Source organism: Calothrix sp. PCC 7507, from assembly GCF_000316575.1.
Classification (GTDB): Bacteria; Cyanobacteriota; Cyanobacteriia; order Cyanobacteriales; family Nostocaceae; genus Fortiea.
In genome coordinates this window covers 1835293-1854057 of the sequence record NC_019682.1, presented here as the reverse complement: position 1 = coordinate 1854057, position 18765 = coordinate 1835293, and the positions used below count along the sequence as shown (strand labels likewise).

General features: G+C 42.0%; 20 protein-coding genes. 13 read left to right on the top strand and 7 right to left on the bottom strand.

What is annotated here, in order from left to right; translation table 11 throughout:
- Nucleotides 1-587 precede the first annotated feature (587 nt).
- The 5 genes from CAL7507_RS08155 to CAL7507_RS08135 all read left to right on the top strand — a co-directional run bounded on the left by CAL7507_RS08155 (nucleotide 588) and on the right by CAL7507_RS08135 (nucleotide 8145).
- On the top strand, nucleotides 588-2561 hold the full coding sequence (locus CAL7507_RS08155) for a DICT sensory domain-containing protein (protein WP_015127987.1): 1974 nt from the start codon (nucleotides 588-590) through the stop codon (nucleotides 2559-2561).
- Between the two features lie 47 nt (nucleotides 2562-2608).
- Nucleotides 2609-2851, top strand: a complete 243-nt coding sequence (locus CAL7507_RS08150; protein ID WP_042341981.1) for a type II toxin-antitoxin system ParD family antitoxin — start codon at nucleotides 2609-2611, stop codon at nucleotides 2849-2851.
- 183 nt (nucleotides 2852-3034) lie between these two features.
- Entirely contained in the window at nucleotides 3035-3454 is a 420-nt protein-coding gene (locus CAL7507_RS08145; protein ID WP_015127985.1) for a photosystem I reaction center subunit II PsaD, read from the top strand.
- A gap of 157 nt (nucleotides 3455-3611) precedes the next feature.
- A complete protein-coding gene (trpE, locus tag CAL7507_RS08140) occupies nucleotides 3612-5126 on the top strand; it encodes an anthranilate synthase component I (RefSeq protein ID WP_015127984.1) in 1515 nt (504 codons plus the stop codon).
- 466 nt (nucleotides 5127-5592) lie between these two features.
- Nucleotides 5593-8145 (top strand): type II CAAX prenyl endopeptidase Rce1 family protein, encoded by a 2553-nt coding sequence (locus CAL7507_RS08135; protein WP_015127983.1) that lies wholly within the window; start codon nucleotides 5593-5595, stop codon nucleotides 8143-8145.
- A gap of 43 nt (nucleotides 8146-8188) precedes the next feature.
- Here CAL7507_RS08135 and CAL7507_RS08130 read toward each other — a convergent pair whose 3' ends face one another.
- Nucleotides 8189-10450, bottom strand: a complete 2262-nt coding sequence (locus CAL7507_RS08130) for a Piwi domain-containing protein (RefSeq protein WP_015127982.1) — start codon at nucleotides 10448-10450, stop codon at nucleotides 8189-8191.
- Complete coding sequence (locus CAL7507_RS08125; RefSeq protein ID WP_015127981.1) at nucleotides 10447-11265, bottom strand: PD-(D/E)XK nuclease family protein; 819 nt, start codon at nucleotides 11263-11265, stop codon at nucleotides 10447-10449. The genes CAL7507_RS08130 and CAL7507_RS08125 overlap by 4 nt, the downstream gene beginning before the upstream one ends.
- Nucleotides 11266-11598: 333 nt before the next feature.
- Here CAL7507_RS08125 and CAL7507_RS08120 point away from each other — a divergent pair, with 333 nt between their 5' ends.
- Entirely contained in the window at nucleotides 11599-12186 is a 588-nt protein-coding gene (locus CAL7507_RS08120; RefSeq protein WP_015127980.1) for a Uma2 family endonuclease, read from the top strand.
- A 2-nt stretch (nucleotides 12187-12188) separates the two neighbouring features.
- Here CAL7507_RS08120 and CAL7507_RS08115 read toward each other — a convergent pair whose 3' ends face one another.
- The 4 genes from CAL7507_RS08115 to ndhC all read right to left on the bottom strand — a co-directional run bounded on the left by CAL7507_RS08115 (nucleotide 12189) and on the right by ndhC (nucleotide 15551).
- Complete coding sequence (locus CAL7507_RS08115; RefSeq protein WP_236556903.1) at nucleotides 12189-13628, bottom strand: hypothetical protein; 1440 nt, start codon at nucleotides 13626-13628, stop codon at nucleotides 12189-12191.
- A 315-nt stretch (nucleotides 13629-13943) separates the two neighbouring features.
- The gene (locus tag CAL7507_RS08110; RefSeq protein WP_015127978.1) at nucleotides 13944-14468 is read right to left on the bottom strand and encodes an NAD(P)H-quinone oxidoreductase subunit J; all 525 of its coding nucleotides are present in this window, start codon (nucleotides 14466-14468) and stop codon (nucleotides 13944-13946) included.
- Entirely contained in the window at nucleotides 14461-15198 is a 738-nt protein-coding gene (gene ndhK / locus CAL7507_RS08105) for a photosynthetic/respiratory NAD(P)H-quinone oxidoreductase subunit K (protein ID WP_015127977.1), read from the bottom strand. The genes CAL7507_RS08110 and ndhK overlap by 8 nt, the downstream gene beginning before the upstream one ends.
- A complete protein-coding gene (ndhC, locus tag CAL7507_RS08100; protein ID WP_015127976.1) occupies nucleotides 15189-15551 on the bottom strand; it encodes a photosynthetic/respiratory NAD(P)H-quinone oxidoreductase subunit C in 363 nt (120 codons plus the stop codon). Before ndhC ends, ndhK begins: the two co-directional genes overlap by 10 nt.
- A gap of 1 nt (nucleotide 15552) precedes the next feature.
- Between ndhC and CAL7507_RS33380 the strand changes: the two genes are divergently transcribed.
- The 7 genes from CAL7507_RS33380 to CAL7507_RS30610 all read left to right on the top strand — a co-directional run bounded on the left by CAL7507_RS33380 (nucleotide 15553) and on the right by CAL7507_RS30610 (nucleotide 18322).
- Nucleotides 15553-15675 (top strand): hypothetical protein, encoded by a 123-nt coding sequence (locus CAL7507_RS33380; protein WP_255348334.1) that lies wholly within the window; start codon nucleotides 15553-15555, stop codon nucleotides 15673-15675.
- Between the two features lie 241 nt (nucleotides 15676-15916).
- Nucleotides 15917-16261 carry a rubredoxin gene (locus tag CAL7507_RS08095; protein WP_015127974.1) on the top strand — a complete coding sequence of 115 codons (345 nt, stop codon included), beginning with the start codon at nucleotides 15917-15919 and terminating at the stop codon, nucleotides 16259-16261.
- 148 nt (nucleotides 16262-16409) lie between these two features.
- The gene (locus tag CAL7507_RS08090) at nucleotides 16410-17432 is read left to right on the top strand and encodes a photosynthesis system II assembly factor Ycf48 (protein ID WP_015127973.1); all 1023 of its coding nucleotides are present in this window, start codon (nucleotides 16410-16412) and stop codon (nucleotides 17430-17432) included.
- Nucleotides 17433-17598: 166 nt separating this feature from the next.
- Nucleotides 17599-17847, top strand: a complete 249-nt coding sequence (gene psbE, locus CAL7507_RS08085) for a cytochrome b559 subunit alpha (RefSeq protein WP_015127972.1) — start codon at nucleotides 17599-17601, stop codon at nucleotides 17845-17847.
- Between the two features lie 9 nt (nucleotides 17848-17856).
- Nucleotides 17857-17997 carry a cytochrome b559 subunit beta gene (gene psbF, locus CAL7507_RS08080; protein WP_015127971.1) on the top strand — a complete coding sequence of 47 codons (141 nt, stop codon included), beginning with the start codon at nucleotides 17857-17859 and terminating at the stop codon, nucleotides 17995-17997.
- A 9-nt stretch (nucleotides 17998-18006) separates the two neighbouring features.
- Nucleotides 18007-18129, top strand: a complete 123-nt coding sequence (locus CAL7507_RS30615) for a photosystem II reaction center protein L (protein ID WP_015127970.1) — start codon at nucleotides 18007-18009, stop codon at nucleotides 18127-18129.
- A 70-nt stretch (nucleotides 18130-18199) separates the two neighbouring features.
- Complete coding sequence (locus CAL7507_RS30610) at nucleotides 18200-18322, top strand: photosystem II reaction center protein J (protein ID WP_015127969.1); 123 nt, start codon at nucleotides 18200-18202, stop codon at nucleotides 18320-18322.
- A 178-nt stretch (nucleotides 18323-18500) separates the two neighbouring features.
- On the opposite strand, the gene psaI is transcribed toward CAL7507_RS30610, so the two are convergent.
- A complete protein-coding gene (gene psaI / locus CAL7507_RS08075; protein WP_015127968.1) occupies nucleotides 18501-18641 on the bottom strand; it encodes a photosystem I reaction center subunit VIII in 141 nt (46 codons plus the stop codon).
- Nucleotides 18642-18765: the final 124 nt, after the last annotated feature.

The following is an 18765-nucleotide window of genomic DNA, read 5'->3' as shown; positions in this document are numbered from 1 at the left end:
CGTACTTTTTTGAAAATGGGAATATTTTCTATTTCAATGAGTACTTTCCGAAAAATCTAGTTAATCAAATTATTAATTTTTATAAATTCAAATTATTGTATTTGTATAGTAGTCTTACGAACACAACATAGATTGTGGCTACTTTATGGTGTGAATTTAAATAACTTTTGTCACTAAACTTAAGTTACTGAACTAATGCCCGATCTAGTCAAAAATGTATATTGGGCATAGTAGCCTATTATTTGAAACATTACACGCCAACAAATGGATCAAGAGGACTTGGGTAAAATACAAAGCGGCTGTGGCGAATGGCTACGCCACCTGTATGCTGACGACACACCAGGGTGCAAACGACAGATACATAACCTGTTTTGGTTTATTTTTCACTCAAGGCTTTTTAACTTGTCAACAAGCTGTCTTAGCTTCTTCTAGTTGAGAGCAAAGCGTTACGTCTGCTTTTACAGAAAATCCTTGTCAGGATTCTTTACATATTGCAACTGTCTGATTAACTTGAGAGTCCGTTGTAATTTGTACAATGCAGCTGTGACGTGGATCTTGTCCAGATTGTGGCTCCTTTAACGATATTCATGAGCATTTCGACTTCCGTTCTGAGTGATTTGCTACAGTTCCTACCCTACCTGCGGCCTCAGCTATATTTCAAGGCTTCACTAACAGCGCTTTCCCACGCGATGGAAGATCAGGTTTTGGCGGCGACTTTAGTTCAGCCCCTAGTAATTGCTAGCTTTCAACGAGAGCGATTTTACCGCCAAGAAGCTCATCGATACCAACGGCTAGCCCAACGAAGTAATCAAATATACGTGTTATCGGCTCCAGAAACAGATTTCACCAACAGTTCAGAGTACTACGAAAAAGTAGCTTTTGAGCCAAATGATGCTTTAACCCAAGAGTGGCATTTGGTGGTGATTGCGGAAAACTATGCTACTTGTCTGGTTTGTCGGGAAAGCCTAGGCTCTATTGCCAAAAATAAGCAACTCCCAGATATTAGCCCTGGTTTGGATATAGACACAGCGCGGAGATTTGAAGGTATTTGGACTTCGGAACGGGGAGTCAGCTTGAAAGCAGCGCAATTACTGTTAGACAGGATTGTGATTTACAGACCTGATTTGGCGGGTAAAATTAAGGAGGCTCGCCAGAGGTTTGGTTTAGGGGAACCGAGAGGCAACTCTGGAGATAAGCAAAGCAATGAATATGCTTGTGACATTGACACTGACCCCTTTGTACAGCGCCTGGTGACTTACCTGCAAGCTAGTCAATACAAATTGCATAAAGCTTACCGTTCCATCGCCGCTCAAGCACGCAAAGAACGCTTGATTAACTCAATTAGCACGGCGATTCGCCGATCGCTTGATCCCCATGAAGTACTGCAAGTAGCAGCACAAGAACTAGGACAACACATGGGTGCTGGCCGTTGTCTAATTTATCGCGCTCAGGCTACAGAAGCCAAAGCCATCATTGAACACGAGTTTTTGATGCCCGGTATTTTATCTGTTTGTGGCCAAACTTGGGAGTTAGAAAACAATCCTCTATTTCGAGAAATAGTAGATCACGAAGAGGGTATCTGTATTGCCAATACTTTTCTAGACCCGTTGATTACAAATTCAGCTGCACTGGCGGCGATCGCGAAAAAGTTTGCCATTCGTTCCTGGGTGATGGAACCAGTATTGTATCAAGGGCGACTACTAGGTATCGTAGAATTACACTATTGCAATTTGCCGCCCCATGAGTGTCAAGCAGGGGAATTAGATTTAGTCAAAGCGATCGCTACCCAAGTAGGTGCAGCGCTGATTCAAGCGGAAGCTTACGCCAACCTCGGAGAGCTTAACCAGCAATTAGAAGCCTTGGATCGCACGCGCAGCAACCTGATTGCCATCACCGGACACGAACTCCGCACCCCTTTATCCACCATTCAAGTGTGCCTGGAAAGTCTTGCCAGTGAACCAGATATGCCCCAGGAATTGCAGCAGGTAATGCTGGAAACGGCGCTTTCTGACTCAGAACGAATGCGGAAATTGGTACAAGATTTCTTGACTCTTTCTAACCTGGAAAGTGGACGGGTGGAATGGCATCCAGAATCCCTAGCATTACAAGAGTGTATCGATCTCTCACTCAGCCGACTCCGCACCCGTTCCGCCACAGAAAAGCCCCCCCAAATCAAGACTCAAATTGCCCGTAACCTCCCTCTAGTTAGAGCGGACGGTGATTGGTTAGTCGAGGTTTTAGCAAAACTCATCGACAATGCCTGTAAATTTACACCACCACAAGGAGAAATCAGCATTAAAGCCGCTCGTAACACTAAGCAGATGGTGGAGGTGACTGTCGCTGACACTGGACGGGGTATAGAACCTAACCGCCTGGAAATAGTTTTTGATCGCTTTTATCAAGAAGAGGGCGCATTGCGACGCACTACTGGCGGTACTGGTCTGGGTCTAGCAATTTGTCGCCAAATTGTCAACGGCTGGGGCGGTAAAATTTGGGCAGAGTCAAATGGCAAAGACCAAGGCAGTCAGTTTCACTTTACCATTCCCATTGTTCAGGGGTGATGGGGCAAAGAGGCAGGGAGCAGGGGGCAGGGGGCAGAGGAGGTAGTATGCAAAAAAATACCAGCGTTACATTAGGAGACCATTTCGAGGCATTTATTAATAGCCAGGTAGAATGCGGGCGTTTTTCTTCCGCCAGTGAAGTTGTCCGCGCCGGACTACGATTATTGGAGGAGCATGAAATGAAAGTTGCTGCGTTGCGTCGGGCATTGCAAGAAGGTGAGAATAGCGGCTTTGCTGAGTATTTCTTACATGGACTATTGGCAGAGTTGGACAAGGAAAAGTTATCCTGATGCCCTCTTTTCGCCTGACTGAATTTGCCAAGCAGGATTTGCGCTCTATTGGTCGTTATACCCAATACACTTGGGGACGAGAGTAATGCCCAATGACTAAAAACTGTTACAGTCTATGACGCGATCGCAATATGATCCTGTTGGCGGTGTTACGATGCCCTAAAAACGTTGAGAGACTACTTTATGGCAGAAACACTCTCTGGAAAAACCCCGCTATTTGCTGGCAGCACCGGCGGCTTGCTGACAAAAGCAGCAGTTGAAGAAAAGTACGCTATTACCTGGACTAGCCCTAAACAACAAGTGTTTGAATTGCCTACAGGTGGCGCTGCTACAATGCTACAAGGTGAAAACCTGCTGTACATCGCTCGTAAAGAATACGGCATTGCTTTAGGTGGTCAACTCCGGAAATTCAAAATCACAGACTACAAAATTTACCGGATTTTGCCCAGTGGAGAAACCACTTTAATTCACCCAGCCGATGGTGTCTTCCCTGAGAAGGTCAACCCAGGTCGTGAGAAAGTGCGTTATGTACCACGCAGAATCGGACAAAATCCCAGTCCATCACAGGTTAAGTTCAGTGGGAAAGCTACCCACGACGCATAGTTATTAGGGCATGGGCATGGGGCATTGGGCATTGGGAAGAGAGGGAGGTGTGAGAGGAGAGGGTAGCATTAATTCTCTTTCTGCTCACACTCCCTCATCTCCCCCTGCTCCCTGCTCCCTGCTCCCCTGCCATTCCCTGTTCCCCATTCCCTAATTTATGATATTTCCCGATTTTGACCAGTTTAAAGAGCTAGCTAAACAAGGTAACTTTGTACCGGTTTATCAGGAATGGGTTGCAGACCTAGATACGCCTGTATCTTCATGGTATAAAGTTTGCGCTGGTCAGCCTTATAGCTTTTTGCTGGAATCGGTGGAAGGTGGGGAAAAACTGGGGCGTTATAGTTTATTGGGTTGCGATCCCTTGTGGGTGTTGGAAGCAAGAGGCAATCATACAACCCAGACACATCGCAATGGTTCCCAGGTCGTTTTTACAGGCGACCCCTTTACAGCTTTAGCCGAATGTCTGGAGCCATATCACCCAGTCAAATTACCGCAATTACCAGCAGGGATTGGCGGTTTGTTTGGTTTTTGGGGCTATGAATTGATTCACTGGATAGAACCACGAGTGCCAATTCATGCACAAGATAAGCGTAATATTCCGGATGGATTGTGGATGCAGGTAGACCACCTGTTGATTTTTGACCAAGTAAAGCGGAAAATTTGGGCGATCGCCTATGCTGATTTACGCGATCCAGAAGTAGATTTACAGGCAGCTTATCAGCAAGCGGGCGATCGCGTCACCCAGATGGTAGACAAGCTATCTCTACCCCTGTCGCCAGAAAAAACCCGACTCTCATGGACACCCCCAAGCGGGGGTTCCCCCTCCAAAACAGCAGAATATACCAGCAACTTCACCCGCCCAGAATTCTGCGCCAGTGTCGAAAAAGCCAAAGATTATATTAAAGCCGGGGATATCTTCCAAGTAGTCGTTTCCCAGCAGCTATCAACAGAATATACAGGCGATCCTTTTGCTCTTTATCGTTCCCTGCGCCAGATTAATCCCTCGCCTTACATGGCTTTCTTTAACTTCCAAGATTGGCAAATCATCGGCTCCAGTCCCGAAGTGATGGTGAAAGCAGAACGTGATATTGATGGTGAGATCATCGCCACAGTCCGTCCCATTGCGGGGACACGTCCACGGGGTAAAACCAGCAAGGAAGATGCAGCTTTTGCAGAGGATTTACTCCAAGATCCCAAAGAAATTGCCGAACACGTCATGCTTGTTGATTTAGGGCGGAATGATTTGGGTAGGGTTTGTGAAAGCGGTAGCGTCAGAGTTGATGAATTAATGGTAGTTGAGCGTTACTCCCATGTGATGCACATTGTCAGTAATGTGGTGGGTAAATTAGCATCAAACAAAACCGCCTGGGATTTATTAAAAGCCAGCTTCCCTGCCGGTACTGTCAGCGGCGCGCCCAAAATTCGGGCGATGGAAATTATCAACGAATTAGAACCTAGTCGCCGTGGTGTGTATTCTGGTGTGTATGGATATTATGATTTTGAAGGGCAATTAAATAGTGCGATCGCCATTCGCACAATGGTACTGCGAGACAATACAGTAACCGTGCAAGCTGGCGCTGGTTTAGTAGCTGATTCTGAACCCGAAAAAGAATATGAAGAAACGTTAAATAAGGCGCGGGGTCTTTTAGAAGCAATTCGCTGTTTACGTTGAAATTCACCAACAAAAATGGAGAATATTCTTAGTTTAGTAGGGTGCGTTATGGCCAAGCGCAACGCACCGCCCATGAGATCAAGATGGTGCGTTACTTTGTTAACGTACCATACAAAAATTTTAGATTATTAAATCCGTGTCCCGTTAGCTCGTTTTTGCAGGTTTTAACCATTCAAAATCCTGTGCAACTGTTAAGTAGGTAGTGGACTGTCCCAAAAGTTTTAATAGGTTCGTCGTGTTCAGATCCCCGACTTCTTAAAGAAGTCGGGGATCTCGCAACCCAGCAAAATTAATGCGATAGACCACTCAGCGTGGTTGCCATAGCTGTGCAAATGCCCTATTTGAGAAAGATTTCAGCATTTTGGGAAAGAGCGATCGCTCTTTCCCACTAGATACATTTTTTGTTTATTTTGTCAATGAGTAATTTATAGAGTATAATTTCTCTAACGTTAATCAGTATATATCCTTGATTTTACGTGACTTGAGTCGAAAAATAAAGTTAAGATTTACGATATTTTTACTGCTATCAATACTAGCAGTAGTTGCAATCTTGTCACTTACTGCAAGACAACCGCAGCTAGTACCAAAACAAAGCAATTACGCAATACATACCCGACAAGATTTTAATCAACCAAGTTTTTATCCCGTTACACAAATTCCATCTGCAAACCTTTATAAACCTATCGCCGACTGGGTAGGAAGGTTAATTTTACCGACGAAACAGCAATTACAAGATGGGTTAGATTGGGTGTGGCTGGAAGTGCAACATGCACCACCTACAGCCCAAAACTTGGTAGGAAAAATTGTGCGTTTGGAGTGGAAAAAGCATGAAGATTTACTTGCTTACGTTCAAGCTGTCACGCAAGATGTAAATTTCACTTCCGAAGTTATTAAAAGTCAAAAAAAAGGGATGATTCATCCTTTTCGACTAAATGGAGTGCGTCAAGTAGGTGTTTTAAGGTCTTTGGCTGGTGCGAATCCTCATGATGATACCATTGTCGCTTTAGATGCAAATACAATAATTGCAGAAAGTGGGGAAAAATCTCTTTTGCAAATTGAACGCGAACCTGTTTTAGTGACTGGTAGGTTTTATGGTTTGGTAAAAATAATTCAACCAATTACCTCTGAAACCAGAACTTTTTCATCTAAAAAACAGAAGCAGAAGCGCGATTATTTTTTAGTCCAGCATTACAACCCTACTTCTACCAAGTTTGATGGTGTTACAGAAACTATTCGTATTCCCCAACAAGTAATAGATACGCGAAATTTTGCACCTTCAACTGCGGAGCAAATCGAAACATCACCTGCCGGTAAAGATGGGTGGTATATTTACGGTGCTAACGATATCAATGGTACGTTTGTAGTTAGCGCCCTCGCCCCTCGTTCTCTCTTTCAGATTCCACCCAGTCAAATCATTACTGGTGAAGAATCAGCACTAAATTACATCAAAACTTTGAATTGGCGAGATACAGAAAAACTTAAAGGTAAACTCAATACTGTATTATTAAACCCAGTAGAAACGCCAAACTTAGATACACCCTATACTATATCAAAATGGAGCGAAGGCGATAAAGCGATCGCACTACATCTGTTCGGTGGAATTGGCGGACGTAAAGGTGAACCACTGGGAGTACCTTATACTATCACCGGACATTTTGCTGTGGGAATTGCAGAAGTTGTTCGCGACGAGTTTACTAACGAATTACGCTTCGATACTAAATATCATCAAATTTATGCCCATAACCCCGATGGAATTATCGCCGCAACGCATACATGGGCTGATTTTATGGGCAATTTACAACGCGGATGGCTCGCAACACGTCCAGTATCAGATATTTTGATTAAATTTGATCCCGTAACTCAAGATTATGATTTTGATGGTGTGAAACTTTCACCTTTAGGCGAATTACAGCAACAGTTACAAGTGACAATGGCTCGTTATCGCGTTGGCGATGGTACTGGTGGCGCAACGGTATCACCAGCCACTTCATGCGTACAAGATTCTAGCCAAGCACTTTATGCTACGATACTGGCAATTCAAAACCAAGTTGCTACAACTCCTCAAATTCAAACTTGGTTAAAAGCCAACCTCAGTCATCCGCAAGCCTTGCGCTTTCAGCAGCTAGTCGAACTAGGCCAATCTTTGGAAAAACAATTAGCACCCTTAGAGATAGTCCGTGCTGATTGGAAAAGTCAAGCAAGTATACTCCCAGGTAAAAAAATCGGAAAAAGAACGAAACCATTTCAAGATGGTAGCATTTGGGCAGGTTTGACAACATGGCGAACAATCATGCCTCGACTGGCACAAGACGACCTCACCGCGATATTTTTAAAACATGGTGCAACTATGCAAATATTGCGAACCAATCAAGTAGGTGGTTGGCAACCTGACATTACACCCATCGCACCCACAGTATTTTTCGGACAAATCAAAATTCCCTTTACTGATATTTCACTGCTAACAATTATTATCAGTCGCCTATTAGCGTCGCTAGTAGTTCCCACATTACAACATTGGTTAGTTATTGCGGCGATGCTAGGAATTTATGGCGTTATAGCTATCCCTTTAGGTTTTAAATTAGAATTTTTGCAGATGCAAATTTGGTCTGCAAATTTGCTAGATAAATGTTTGTTAATATGTCGCAGCTTATTTTTACCTGCAATTGTTGAAGAACTATTTTTCCGAGTTTTACTGCTACCTCATCCTCTCGAAAATACCAATTGGTTACATTGGAGTTTGTGGGGTATAGGGAGTTTATTACTATTTGTTTTCTATCATCCGGTAAATGCAAAGACATTTTTTCAAGCTGGATTTCCCACATTTTTTAATCCCGTTTTCCTGGTTTTAGCCGCATTATTAGGAATAATATGTACAGTTGCTTATGCCCTTACAGGTTCGTTATTTGTGGTAGTCGTAATTCACTGGGTGGTAGTAGTGGTTTGGTTAATTGTTTTTGGCGGAATTGAAAAATTAGATGTGGAAAATCAGAAATTTGGCAATACTAACACCGTTTCTTGATGAAGATAGCGATCCCAAAATATCTGTAACTTTGAGGTTTATTTTAGTGCCAAAACTGGCAATCGCCTTCCAACATACTACTTGGATAAATTCCCCTTAATCGCAATTTTGCCATCTTATGTGCTCCATATACTGGCATTGGCAAGCGAGGCATTTTTAATGCTCCATGATGCAGTAAAGTGAGTTTCAAGGTAATTTCAACCACTTGTTCTATGGGAGGAGAAATTAAAGCTGGATGGTTTGCAGTGATAACTGTCAAGCGTAAAGGATCAGCAAGACCCATCTCTTCAGTTACTTGAGTTGTTACCAGAACTGCTTCAGTAGAAGAAACACGCAGTGCTAAACCTTTTTCTGGTGCAGTTATGGTTTTGTTAACAAAATTGTATAGTCGAGGACTACCAGACTTTTTACACTCTACTAATATTAATTTACAGCCAATAGCTTCAGCCCATTCTAGGAGATTAGCAACTTCTTGTCCGCAAAAGCGCCCATCACGATGAATCAGTACGGTTTTTCCTTCTAGTTCCTTTGCTGGTAATAGTTTTTCTAGTACTCTTTTAGGGATTTCTTCACCTTCAATCAAAGCATCTTCTAGACGATAGCGAATAAACCCCCCTTGCTTGCCATGAAGACGAATACTTGCACAAGCATTAACTGTTCCAGCCAGTTTTGACTTAGATTCTCTAGAAATATCCAAACCAATGAAATAGTCAGCTATTGGGAGAGGTTCAGCCAGAACAAAAGGTAAATTACCCACCTTGGCGAGAATTCCTGGAACCACCTGATTGAGAATATTTTTGTATTTGGAATAATCAGGATTCTTCAATGTATCCTCATAAATCATCTGGCTAGCTATCTGGCGACGAAGCAATAGATCGTATATTTTGTGATAAAGACTACCACCCTCTTCCTCATCAGCGTTACGATCGCTCTGGGGTAAAAACGCCAAAACTATTTCAGGTGAAATTTCCATTAATTCATTGACTACTTCCTCAACTTTTGCTCTTGCCTGAGTATCACTTAAGTTTTTTAGCGATATTGATTTGGTATCAAATAGGCTTTCAAATTTATAGCTTTTTAACCGTTCTTTAAGTTTTTGTATAAAGTCATCGAACCCCACCTCACAAATATTCAGAACAGTAATCCGAATTGGTCTGGATGGGTCAGAAAATTTATTGTGTCGGCGGTAAACACCACCTCTAGAAAGACCTGTAAGAATTTTATTTTGAGTGCTAATAAATCCATTGCCAAATAGTAGGGGTGTATTTTCAATTGGAACTTGTGGTTGCGAAAACAACTCTGGATAGTGACGGCTGTTGATGCTGATTCCTAACTCAAATCCATAATTATTTAAAGCATTTTCAGCTTCTTTTTTGTAGGTAGCTAATAAATCTGTTCGCTCTTTGTAAGAAATTTTTGTTTTTTTGAGTAATTCTCCCCAATTAACCCCAAACCTACTAGCTGTTTCAGATGTAACGCAGGGACGCAAAGCAGTCATGCCATATTCATACAGTTTTTTACCTTTACCAAATTTAACAGCCACCAGGAGTTTATTAGATAGATCATCTTGCAGAGCTTTCTTACTAATTTCATTCTTGGCTTGCTCAATAAGTTTTTGCTTGTGTATCAACGAAGGCTCTTTAATAAGCTGGGTGATAGTACCATTACCTTGGATATCATCAGAAAGAGAGCGAACATTCAGATCAATTAAAAGCTTCTCTGGGTTATGCTTTTCAGGATGATTAAGATAGAAATCAGCCAAAGTTTTTGTTAACAAAAACTTGCTTTTCATTGTTAAAGTAATAGCAGGTTGTAAAGTTCCATGTATTTCGATGGGTTCTGCCCAAAATTTTGCCTCACGTCTTACTTGCACACCATTTTTAGACAGAGCAGTTATAGATGAAAAGGGATATGGTTTAGATGTCTTTAATACCTGATAAGCTAATAGAGAAATAACATTTGCTGAGACTGCTTTAGGGAGTTGAACTTCTTGAAACTGCCAAGTGCGATCGCTAAAGTCTTTTATTCCTTCCGCAGCAATTTGTTCTAGTATAGCTTCCCACTCTATCCCAAAATCCTGCATAGAGTTCTTGAATTTACCAAGAGCATAAAAATATGGCTTATCCCAAATAACGACTATGTGAGGTAAAATCCGACTAAGATGGAAGCTCAAACTAATGCCTTCCTCCTGTTCAATCTCAGGTTTCAGTTGAAAGCACATTATATTAAGATTTGAAAAATTTAGACGGAAAATCTCGCTAGAAGATAAAGCCTTTGTTTGACTAATAGTTGCTACTGCAATCACCTAGAAACCTCACTTACAGAAAATTCACAAATTGAATTAAAGGTACAGTACCTACAGGCACTACCAGGATTGGGAGGAAATATTTTTGCAAAATCATTTGGGTTTTCGCCATAATGCATTTTTTCAAGCTCATATCGTTTTGCTATATCTGCTAGCTCTATCTGCACAAATTTGAGTTGTTCAGGAGTGGCTGTAATTATGTCAGATGCCAAGACAGCTTCTAAGTTGTAGAATGAGGCAACCGATGGTTGTTGTGGATAGAGATAGCTAGCTGCTAACAAGTAGACATAAGCCTGTCGTCGGTCAAAGTCTGATTTACCTGTCTTGAAATCTAAAATATGAATAGTACCATCTGGCTGTTTAAAAGTGCAGTCAGTTGGTGCATATAGATGGAAATAATAACTGCCCTCTTGGATAGTGATCGGTGAAGTAAATCCTTCATCACCTTTGCTCAACTGAATAATTTCTTTGCCAACTAAAATAGGTTTTTTGTAATAGTTATTCAGAATCACAATAATTCGCTCTTGAACTTCCTCTGGCTCTTGATTGAGTTTCAAGATAGCTGCAACTTCTTCTACACCTTCAGACTGTGACAAAAGTTGGGGGTTTTGATAAAATTCATAAACTCCGCCTTGTGCTAATTTCCCAATTCTCTGATGTTTATTGTCTTCCAACAGAGCTTTAACTTGAGGCTCTTTCTGACGAACCTTGTTAAAGCCTCGCTTCATATCACAAAACCAGAATTCTTGACCCACTCGTGAATCTGATAAAGACCAAAGATTATAACTTACAGATGGTAGCCAAACTTGTTTCATAAGTTTCAATTTCCTATGATGGAAGCTGGTGTTTGGCTTACCTGCACTAAATCTCGAATCATAGACAGAATCTCTCTGTATTTAGTTAACAAGAGACTATACACCATCTTATGGTTAGTGATCAAAACTTTTAGCAACAAAAACTATATGCTATGTTTGGCAATTGAATTTTTGCCAATAATGATTTATGTAATTCCATCACATATACTACGCCTGTGTATGTTCGTACTTTAAGTTTTGTTGCAAGTTGTGTGGTGCGATCGCCATCATCTCCAAAACGCGATCGCTTGCCAAATTCCACTAAAATAGAAAGTAATACATTGGGGTAAACTTATGGACACCGCTACAATCACTTTACCTCCTATCCTCAAATTGAAAATCGACTTGAGCGATGATCAATTTTTCCAGGTATGTCAGACAAACCGCAATTATCGATTTGAGCGCACAGCTTCAGGGGAAGTATTAATTATGACACCATCAGGGAGTGAGACAGATAGACGCAATGTCAAAATCACCACACAATTAGATATCTGGAACGAACAAAATAATTTAGGTGAGGTATTTGGCCCCTCTGCTGGCTTTAAACTACCTAATGGTGCTGATCGTTCTCCTGATGCTTCTTGGGTGAAAATTGAGCGGTGGAATGCTTTAACCCCAGAACAAAAAGAAAAATTTGCTCCCATTTGTCCTGATTTTGTATTGGAGTTACGTTCTCCTAGTGATTCCTTGAAAGAATTGCAAGAGAAAATGCAGGAATATATTGACAATGGCGCTCAATTAGGCTGGTTAATTGATCGAAAAAACAAGCGAGTAGAAATTTATCGTCCAGGTAAAGATGTAGAGATATTAGATAATCCTGCTAGTTTATCAGGGGAAAATGTCCTACCTGGATTTGTCTTGAATTTACAGCAGATTATGTAGTTTCAACGATGGGGATATACGTGGCGCATTTCAAAGCGACTCTGTTCCCAAAGTGGTAATAAAGCCTGCTTCGCAGTATTAATCTGTGCTTGAGAGAAACTAATTTTTCCATTTTCGATAATCCAGATAAATATGCGAGTTATTAAATCTGCATTAAAACTTTTCTCGGATTCACAATTATTTATTCTCATTACTTGTTCATCTAAACAACTCATCGCATTTTTAAAAGTCCAAATTTTCCTTTTTTTGGTGTGGCTATCAATTTTGTCTGCTGCATCGCTCAACTCAACACCACGCAAATTTACCATAATATAGTCTATGCCTGCGATCGCAGAATCAGTATTCCGTACTAAATCTGTGAATGCTTTGTAATATGAGCGCAATAACACAGCGGCAATATTTTCTACATGTATATTTAACCAGGTTTGTATATCACATAGATAGGGTGATAAATCTTGGATATCATGAATGTCTTTAATAGGCGTATGTGCAAATTTATATTTGATTACTTCTACCATTAATTCCACTTCAAATAATTGAGATTGCTGGGCATAATAATCAATAACTTGGGGAATATATTTCTCTAATAACCACTGTTTAGTATACTTGGCTGTCCATGTTCCTCGTGGGCCAATATCTTGCTGCCATGAACTAGCTTTTCCTCTGGCTAGTGATTGTAAATGAACATCATTTATTTCATATATTATGTTAATTTTATTTTGTGCATCTGACCAATAATTAGTAGCTTGAGGCAAAATAAATGCATGATCGCGAATTCCCCGACTCACCCGAATAGAGATATCTTCTTGATGAAAGAGGTGCCATGCTGATTTACCTTTCACATAATCAAATTCACTAGCAAATTTATACATCAAATCCCACAACTTCTGTTCAACAGAAAAGAGATGAAAGCCGCGAACACCTGCGGATTCAAAAAACTCTAGATCCCACGTTTCGAGATTATTCTCAAATTCGACCAGAGAATTTTTGTATTCCTGGCAAACTTGATCAATGCATAAACACAAATCTGTAGTTTCTATTGCAGATAAAATTACTGTTGTTTCACCTAAAGATACTGCAAAAGCATTTTTATCTAGTTGTTTTAAAAAAGGACGGCATTTTAATTCAGGTTTGGTGTTCAAACCAATCATTAATTGGCTTAAAATATGGTGATGATTTAAGCCAATTTTTAGCCCTCTAAAAATAATACTGCTAAACTCTATTCGACAATCTCCTTGTCCTAAAGCTTGAGGTAAATTACAGGCGATCGCTACTTTTGGTTGCACAACAATTAAACGATCGCCATCTCTGGTAATGGAGGGTTGAAAATCACATTTGCCTAATAAATTGCTTAAATCTGGATGTATACCATCTGTATTTTCCAAAAGGCGATAGTCAAAACCTTGTATCCATTGCATGAATTCTTTAATTGACTCTGGCATCGACATTTGCTAACTGACCTTTTGGTATAAAATTATGGTGAATTTATATCGTTTGTCTAATACCGTTTCCTTGTGAAGCTGCATATATTTACCCCCCGCCTCCGGCGTCCCTCCTTGGCAAGGGGGGACTATAGGGGGGTATTGTTGCATATTCATGCAGAATTGGTATAACTAGCAATTTATCAAGTCAATTTGAATGGTGTAGTGATGGTCAATACGGAGGAAACTAGAAATTGCGATCGCATCTCTACCCATAAAAAACATACCCCTCTCCGCCACCGGAAAGGGGTTAAGTGTTTATTGCTCAAACACTACCTAATAAGCGTCTTGCAACTCGTAGAAATCAGGCGAGATGTAATCCTTCCGCAAAGGCCAACCCACCCAATCTTCTGGCATCAAAATCCGTTTCAGGTTAGGGTGTCCTTGATAGACAATGCCGAACATATCGTAAGACTCGCGCTCTTGCCAATCCGCCGTCTTCCAGATCCAATATACTGAAGGCACTTGGGGATTTTCCCGTGGTAAGAACACCTTCACTCTTACTTCTTGGGGGCGATCGCTATTATCACCGACTTTAATCAAGTGATATACACTCACCAACTCTTGTCCAGGTCCAAGGTCAGCACCACCTTGAAACTGGAGATAATTAAACCCATAAGCATACAGAGCCGTAGCTGTGGGGAGCAAAAAATCTGCTTCCACCTTGATTATTTCTACCCCGTTGACATCGGGAGCTAAAAACTCATGCTCAAAGCCATTCTCCGTTAACCATTGGGAAACTTGACCCGCTTTTACCAGAGACTCTTCAGCGGCTGGTACTGGTTTAGATTCTTCAGCCACGCTTTGTTTCCTCCTTTTGTTTCTGGGATGTCAGCAACGCAGGCGGAACTGGTAAACCAATCGCTTCCGCCAATTCCTTCGGTGGTGTAAAGCGAGTCTCTGACTGCATGTACTTACCAGTGAGGATTTGCTCTACTGGCTTCAAATTATGGGTTGTACTGTAAAAACGGTGGGTTTGCTTGATTTGATCCCGTTCTTGCATCGAATCATTAGCGATTTTCTTCCGTAGCTTGATAATGGCATCGATAATCGCTTCTGGACGGGGAGGACAACCAGGCAAATAAACGTCAACCGGAATCAGCTTATCAACTCCACGTACTGCTGTGGGGGAATCAACACTGAACATCCCACCAGTAATAGTGCAAGCACCCATCGCAATCACATACTTTGGCTCTGGCATTTGTTCATAAAGACGCACCAATTGGGGGGCCATCTTCATGGTGATTGTGCCTGCTGTAATAATTAAATCAGCTTGACGGGGGCTAGAACGGGGAATTAGTCCAAAGCGGTCAAAGTCGAACCGGGAACCAATTAAAGCTGCAAACTCAATAAAACAGCAAGCCGTGCCAAACAGCAAAGGCCACAAACTAGAAAGCCGCGCCCAGTTATAGAGGTCATCAACCGTAGTCAGAATCACATTTTCCGAAAGGTCTTGAGTGATCGTCGGACGTTCAATCGGGTTGATGATACGCTCTTTGTCCTGAGTTGTTAAGTTAGAATTCAAGACCATTCCAAAGCTCCTTTACGCCATGCGTAAACTAAGGCGACTACAAGAATTGCAATAAAAATCAGCGCCTCAATAAATGCCAATAACCCCAAACGATGGAAAGCCACCGCCCAAGGATATAAAAACACAGTCTCCACATCGAAGACCACAAAAACCAGCGCAAACATGTAGTAGCGGATGTTGAACTGAATCCAGGCTCCCCCGATGGGTTCCATGCCGGATTCGTAGGTGGTGCGCCGTTCTGGGCTGTTACCAGTAGGTCGCAGGAGCTTCGACGCTGAGAGCGCCAGGGCAGGCACTAGGCTACAGATGATTAGGAAGCCTAGAAGGTACTCGTAACCGCTGAGGACAAACACAATGAATATCTCTACCGCTTATGGAGTATTTCAAGTAGGTGCGGGGGAATGGGAAGTGGAGGAGATGAGGGAGATGAGGGAGATGGGGGAGATGAGGGAGATGAGGGAGATGAGGGAGAAATAACTCTTGACCCATTCCCCAGTCCTCAGTCCCCAGTCCCCAGTCCCCAGTCCCCATTCCCTATTCTCCATTCCCTAAATTGCGTTACTTTCTTTTACATTATATCTTTTAGGCTTTTCTGAAATCTAGAAAACAGACGCACTGAGGGTATTTGATTCACTACTACTTGTGATAGAAAAGTCTAACAGTTATGTCATAATTTTTAACGTATGTCTAAGAATTGTCCCTCTGTGAGGCCTAAGCCATGAGCGAACAAAGCGAACAAGCTGTTGAAACTCAAGAGTTAGACCGCTACGAGTGTCGCTCCTGCGGTTACGTTTACGAACCCGAAAAGGGAGATGACAAGTATGAAATTCCCTCAGGGACACCCTTTGCAGAACTGCCCTTAACCTGGCGCTGTCCGGTGTGTAGTGCGAAAAAACAAGCTTTTAGCAATATTGGCCCTGCCGGACAAGCATCTGGCTTCCGGGAGAACCTGAGTTATGGCTTGGGTGTCAATCAGCTGACCCCAACCCAAAAAAATCTCCTGATTTTCGGTGCTTTGGGACTTGGTTTCTTGTTTTTTCTCAGTCTCTACGGCTTACAATAAGACCCGCTGTCTTTTTTACCCAGTTCCTAGGGCAGCCATTGCCATTAAAGAGTGCTGAGTAGGAAATATTACTAATTACTCAGCACTGAGTAAAGTAAACCTTTTAGAGAAACCCTACACAAATTTTAGAAACAACTAAGAAATACTGATGCATTCAATTTTGAGAAGTTGGCAACGAATATTTGCCTTGTTAATAGTTGTCCTGGTGTGTATCGGTTGTAGCAAAGTTCCTTCCACTGGCTATAACCCCTGGGCAGTTGTTTCTGTGCCAACAGATGCCAAGCTGCTAGACATTGCCTTTACTGGTAATCCTCAACATGGTTATTTAGTAGGTAGTAATACCACCCTTTTAGAAACAAATGATGGTGGTGATAGTTGGAAGCCTTTAAAGCTGGAACTAGATGACTCTAGGTATCGCTTTGACTCGATCAGTTTTGTGGGTCAAGAGGGGTGGATTGTCGGAGAGCCTTCTGTATTGCTACATACCACTGATGAAGGTCGTTCTTGGTCGCGGATTCCCCTAAGTAGTAAGCTACCTGGTAATCCAATTAAAATTGCGGCGTTAGCAGCAAATTCCGCTGAATTGGCTACTGATGTCGGCGCAATATACCAAACTGCAGACGGGGGTAAAAACTGGAAAGCACAAGTAGATGCGGCGGTGGGAGTGGTTCGTAACTTGAATCGTTCTGCTGATGGCAAATATGTTGCTGTTTCCGCCAAGGGTAGCTTCTACTCGGTTTGGGAACCAGGACAAAATGCTTGGACACCCCATAACCGCACTAGTTCTCGACGGTTAGAAAATGTGGGCTTCGGGGAAAATGGTCAGTTGTGGTTACTAGCGCGGGGGGGTCAGGTGCAATTTAGCGACCCGACTAAACCCGACGAGTGGCTAGAAGCACAAAATCCTGAAATGGCTACTAGTTGGGGTCTACTGGATTTGGCATATCGCACACCCGATGACATTTGGATCGGTGGTGGTAGCGGTAATTTGCTGCACAGTGCCGATGGTGGTAAAACTTGGCAAAAAGACCGTGATGTCGAAGAGGTAGCCGCTAATTTTTACAAGGTCGTGTTTTTGAAGCCTGATCAGGGTTTTATTATTGGCGATCGCGGTACTTTATTAAAATATCAACCAAACGTCGCCAAATCCTCTCAGCCAGAGGCAGCTTAATTGTCACCACAACAGTTCTGGGGGCTGAGTATCCCCACTCAGCACTACTGAAAGCAGTTTAAGTATTCTTTCCTATTTCTGAGAAGAACGTTGCAACTTGTTACTCTTTCTAAACTTTGTAGGATAATAAACTCAATACACAGTCTTTGTGAAGGTAGGGATTTAAATGGCAGGTACCACTGGAGAGCGTCCGTATTCGGACATTATTACCAGCATCCGTTACTGGGTAATCCACAGCATCACCATTCCAGCATTATTTATTGCTGGTTGGCTATTTGTGCAAACCGGGCTGGCTTATGATGCCTTTGGCACACCCCGCCCAAATGAGTATTTCACAGCAGCACGTCAAGAAGTGCCAATTGTGAAGAACCGTTTTGAAGCTAAAAACCAAGTTGAACAATTTATTGGAAAGTAGTTTGAAATCATGACTAGCGGCAATAACATCAATAATCAACCAGTTAGCTATCCGATTTTTACAGTGAGATGGCTTGCAGTCCACACTTTAGGTGTACCAACCGTCTTCTTTTTGGGCGCGATCGCCGCAATGCAGTTTATTCAACGCTAGGAGCAACTTATGGTAGAAAGATCGCCCAATCCCAATAATCAGCCAGTTGAATTAAACCGCACTTCCCTCTACTTGGGACTACTGCTGATTTTCGTTCTCGGAATTTTGTTTTCCAGTTACTTCTTTAACTAACTGGAACAGCTTTTGTTAATCTTTTTTATTTAACCTGTGTTGATTTGTTCTTAAGGGAGGAGGTAAGCCTGTGTCTGCTGGAAGTGGGAGAATTCCCCTGTGGGTCGTCGCTACGATCGCAGGGTTAGGCATTATTACTGTTGTAGGTATTTTCTTTTATGGAGCCTACGCTGGCATCGGTTCTTCAATATAATTTAAGTCCGAGCCGCATCTTTTCAATAGTGTAGATTTTCTAACGCTTGTTTAGAAATCACCATCAAAAAACCGCCTATCTCATAGAGATAGGCGGTCTTATAATAGCCTTACAATCGGGGTTAAATATCCGACTGAAACCGTGGCGACAGTTAACTGTTAACTGTTAACTGATTTAATCAAGCAATATCCTCGCTTTCAATGTATAAAAACAAAAACGCGATCACAGCTGCAGGTACACCCCAGCCAATGATGGGAACGAAGAGTGCAGGTAAGTAGGAAGTACTAGCCAAGATATGAGGCAAAAATTGTGTTGCCATAGTAAATAATCCCTTTAAATCACACGACAATTCAAAATGAGCTTACTGCAAATTGTGCTTGATTTTTGAAATTCTCAAGATTTTTAACACTGTCTATATTGGGGATTGGGGGAGATGAGGGAGA

What these genes read in the sequence shown, in the direction of transcription:
- CAL7507_RS08155 (WP_015127987.1), top strand. Translation starts at nt 588, where the DNA reads ATGAGCATTTCGACTTCCGTTCTGAGTGATTTGCTACAGTTCCTACCC.
- CAL7507_RS08150 (WP_042341981.1), top strand. Translation starts at nt 2,609, where the DNA reads ATGCAAAAAAATACCAGCGTTACATTAGGAGACCATTTCGAGGCATTT.
- CAL7507_RS08145 (WP_015127985.1), top strand. Translation starts at nt 3,035, where the DNA reads ATGGCAGAAACACTCTCTGGAAAAACCCCGCTATTTGCTGGCAGCACC.
- trpE (WP_015127984.1), top strand. Translation starts at nt 3,612, where the DNA reads ATGATATTTCCCGATTTTGACCAGTTTAAAGAGCTAGCTAAACAAGGT.
- CAL7507_RS08125 (WP_015127981.1), bottom strand. Translation starts at nt 11,265, where the DNA reads ATGAAACAAGTTTGGCTACCATCTGTAAGTTATAATCTTTGGTCTTTA.
- CAL7507_RS08120 (WP_015127980.1), top strand. Translation starts at nt 11,599, where the DNA reads ATGGACACCGCTACAATCACTTTACCTCCTATCCTCAAATTGAAAATC.
- CAL7507_RS08115 (WP_236556903.1), bottom strand. Translation starts at nt 13,628, where the DNA reads ATGCCAGAGTCAATTAAAGAATTCATGCAATGGATACAAGGTTTTGAC.
- ndhK (WP_015127977.1), bottom strand. Translation starts at nt 15,198, where the DNA reads ATGGTCTTGAATTCTAACTTAACAACTCAGGACAAAGAGCGTATCATC.
- CAL7507_RS33380 (WP_255348334.1), top strand. Translation starts at nt 15,553, where the DNA reads ATGAATATCTCTACCGCTTATGGAGTATTTCAAGTAGGTGCGGGGGAA.
- CAL7507_RS08095 (WP_015127974.1), top strand. Translation starts at nt 15,917, where the DNA reads ATGAGCGAACAAAGCGAACAAGCTGTTGAAACTCAAGAGTTAGACCGC.
- CAL7507_RS08090 (WP_015127973.1), top strand. Translation starts at nt 16,410, where the DNA reads ATGCATTCAATTTTGAGAAGTTGGCAACGAATATTTGCCTTGTTAATA.
- psbE (WP_015127972.1), top strand. Translation starts at nt 17,599, where the DNA reads ATGGCAGGTACCACTGGAGAGCGTCCGTATTCGGACATTATTACCAGC.
- psbF (WP_015127971.1), top strand. Translation starts at nt 17,857, where the DNA reads ATGACTAGCGGCAATAACATCAATAATCAACCAGTTAGCTATCCGATT.
- CAL7507_RS30615 (WP_015127970.1), top strand. Translation starts at nt 18,007, where the DNA reads ATGGTAGAAAGATCGCCCAATCCCAATAATCAGCCAGTTGAATTAAAC.
- psaI (WP_015127968.1), bottom strand. Translation starts at nt 18,641, where the DNA reads ATGGCAACACAATTTTTGCCTCATATCTTGGCTAGTACTTCCTACTTA.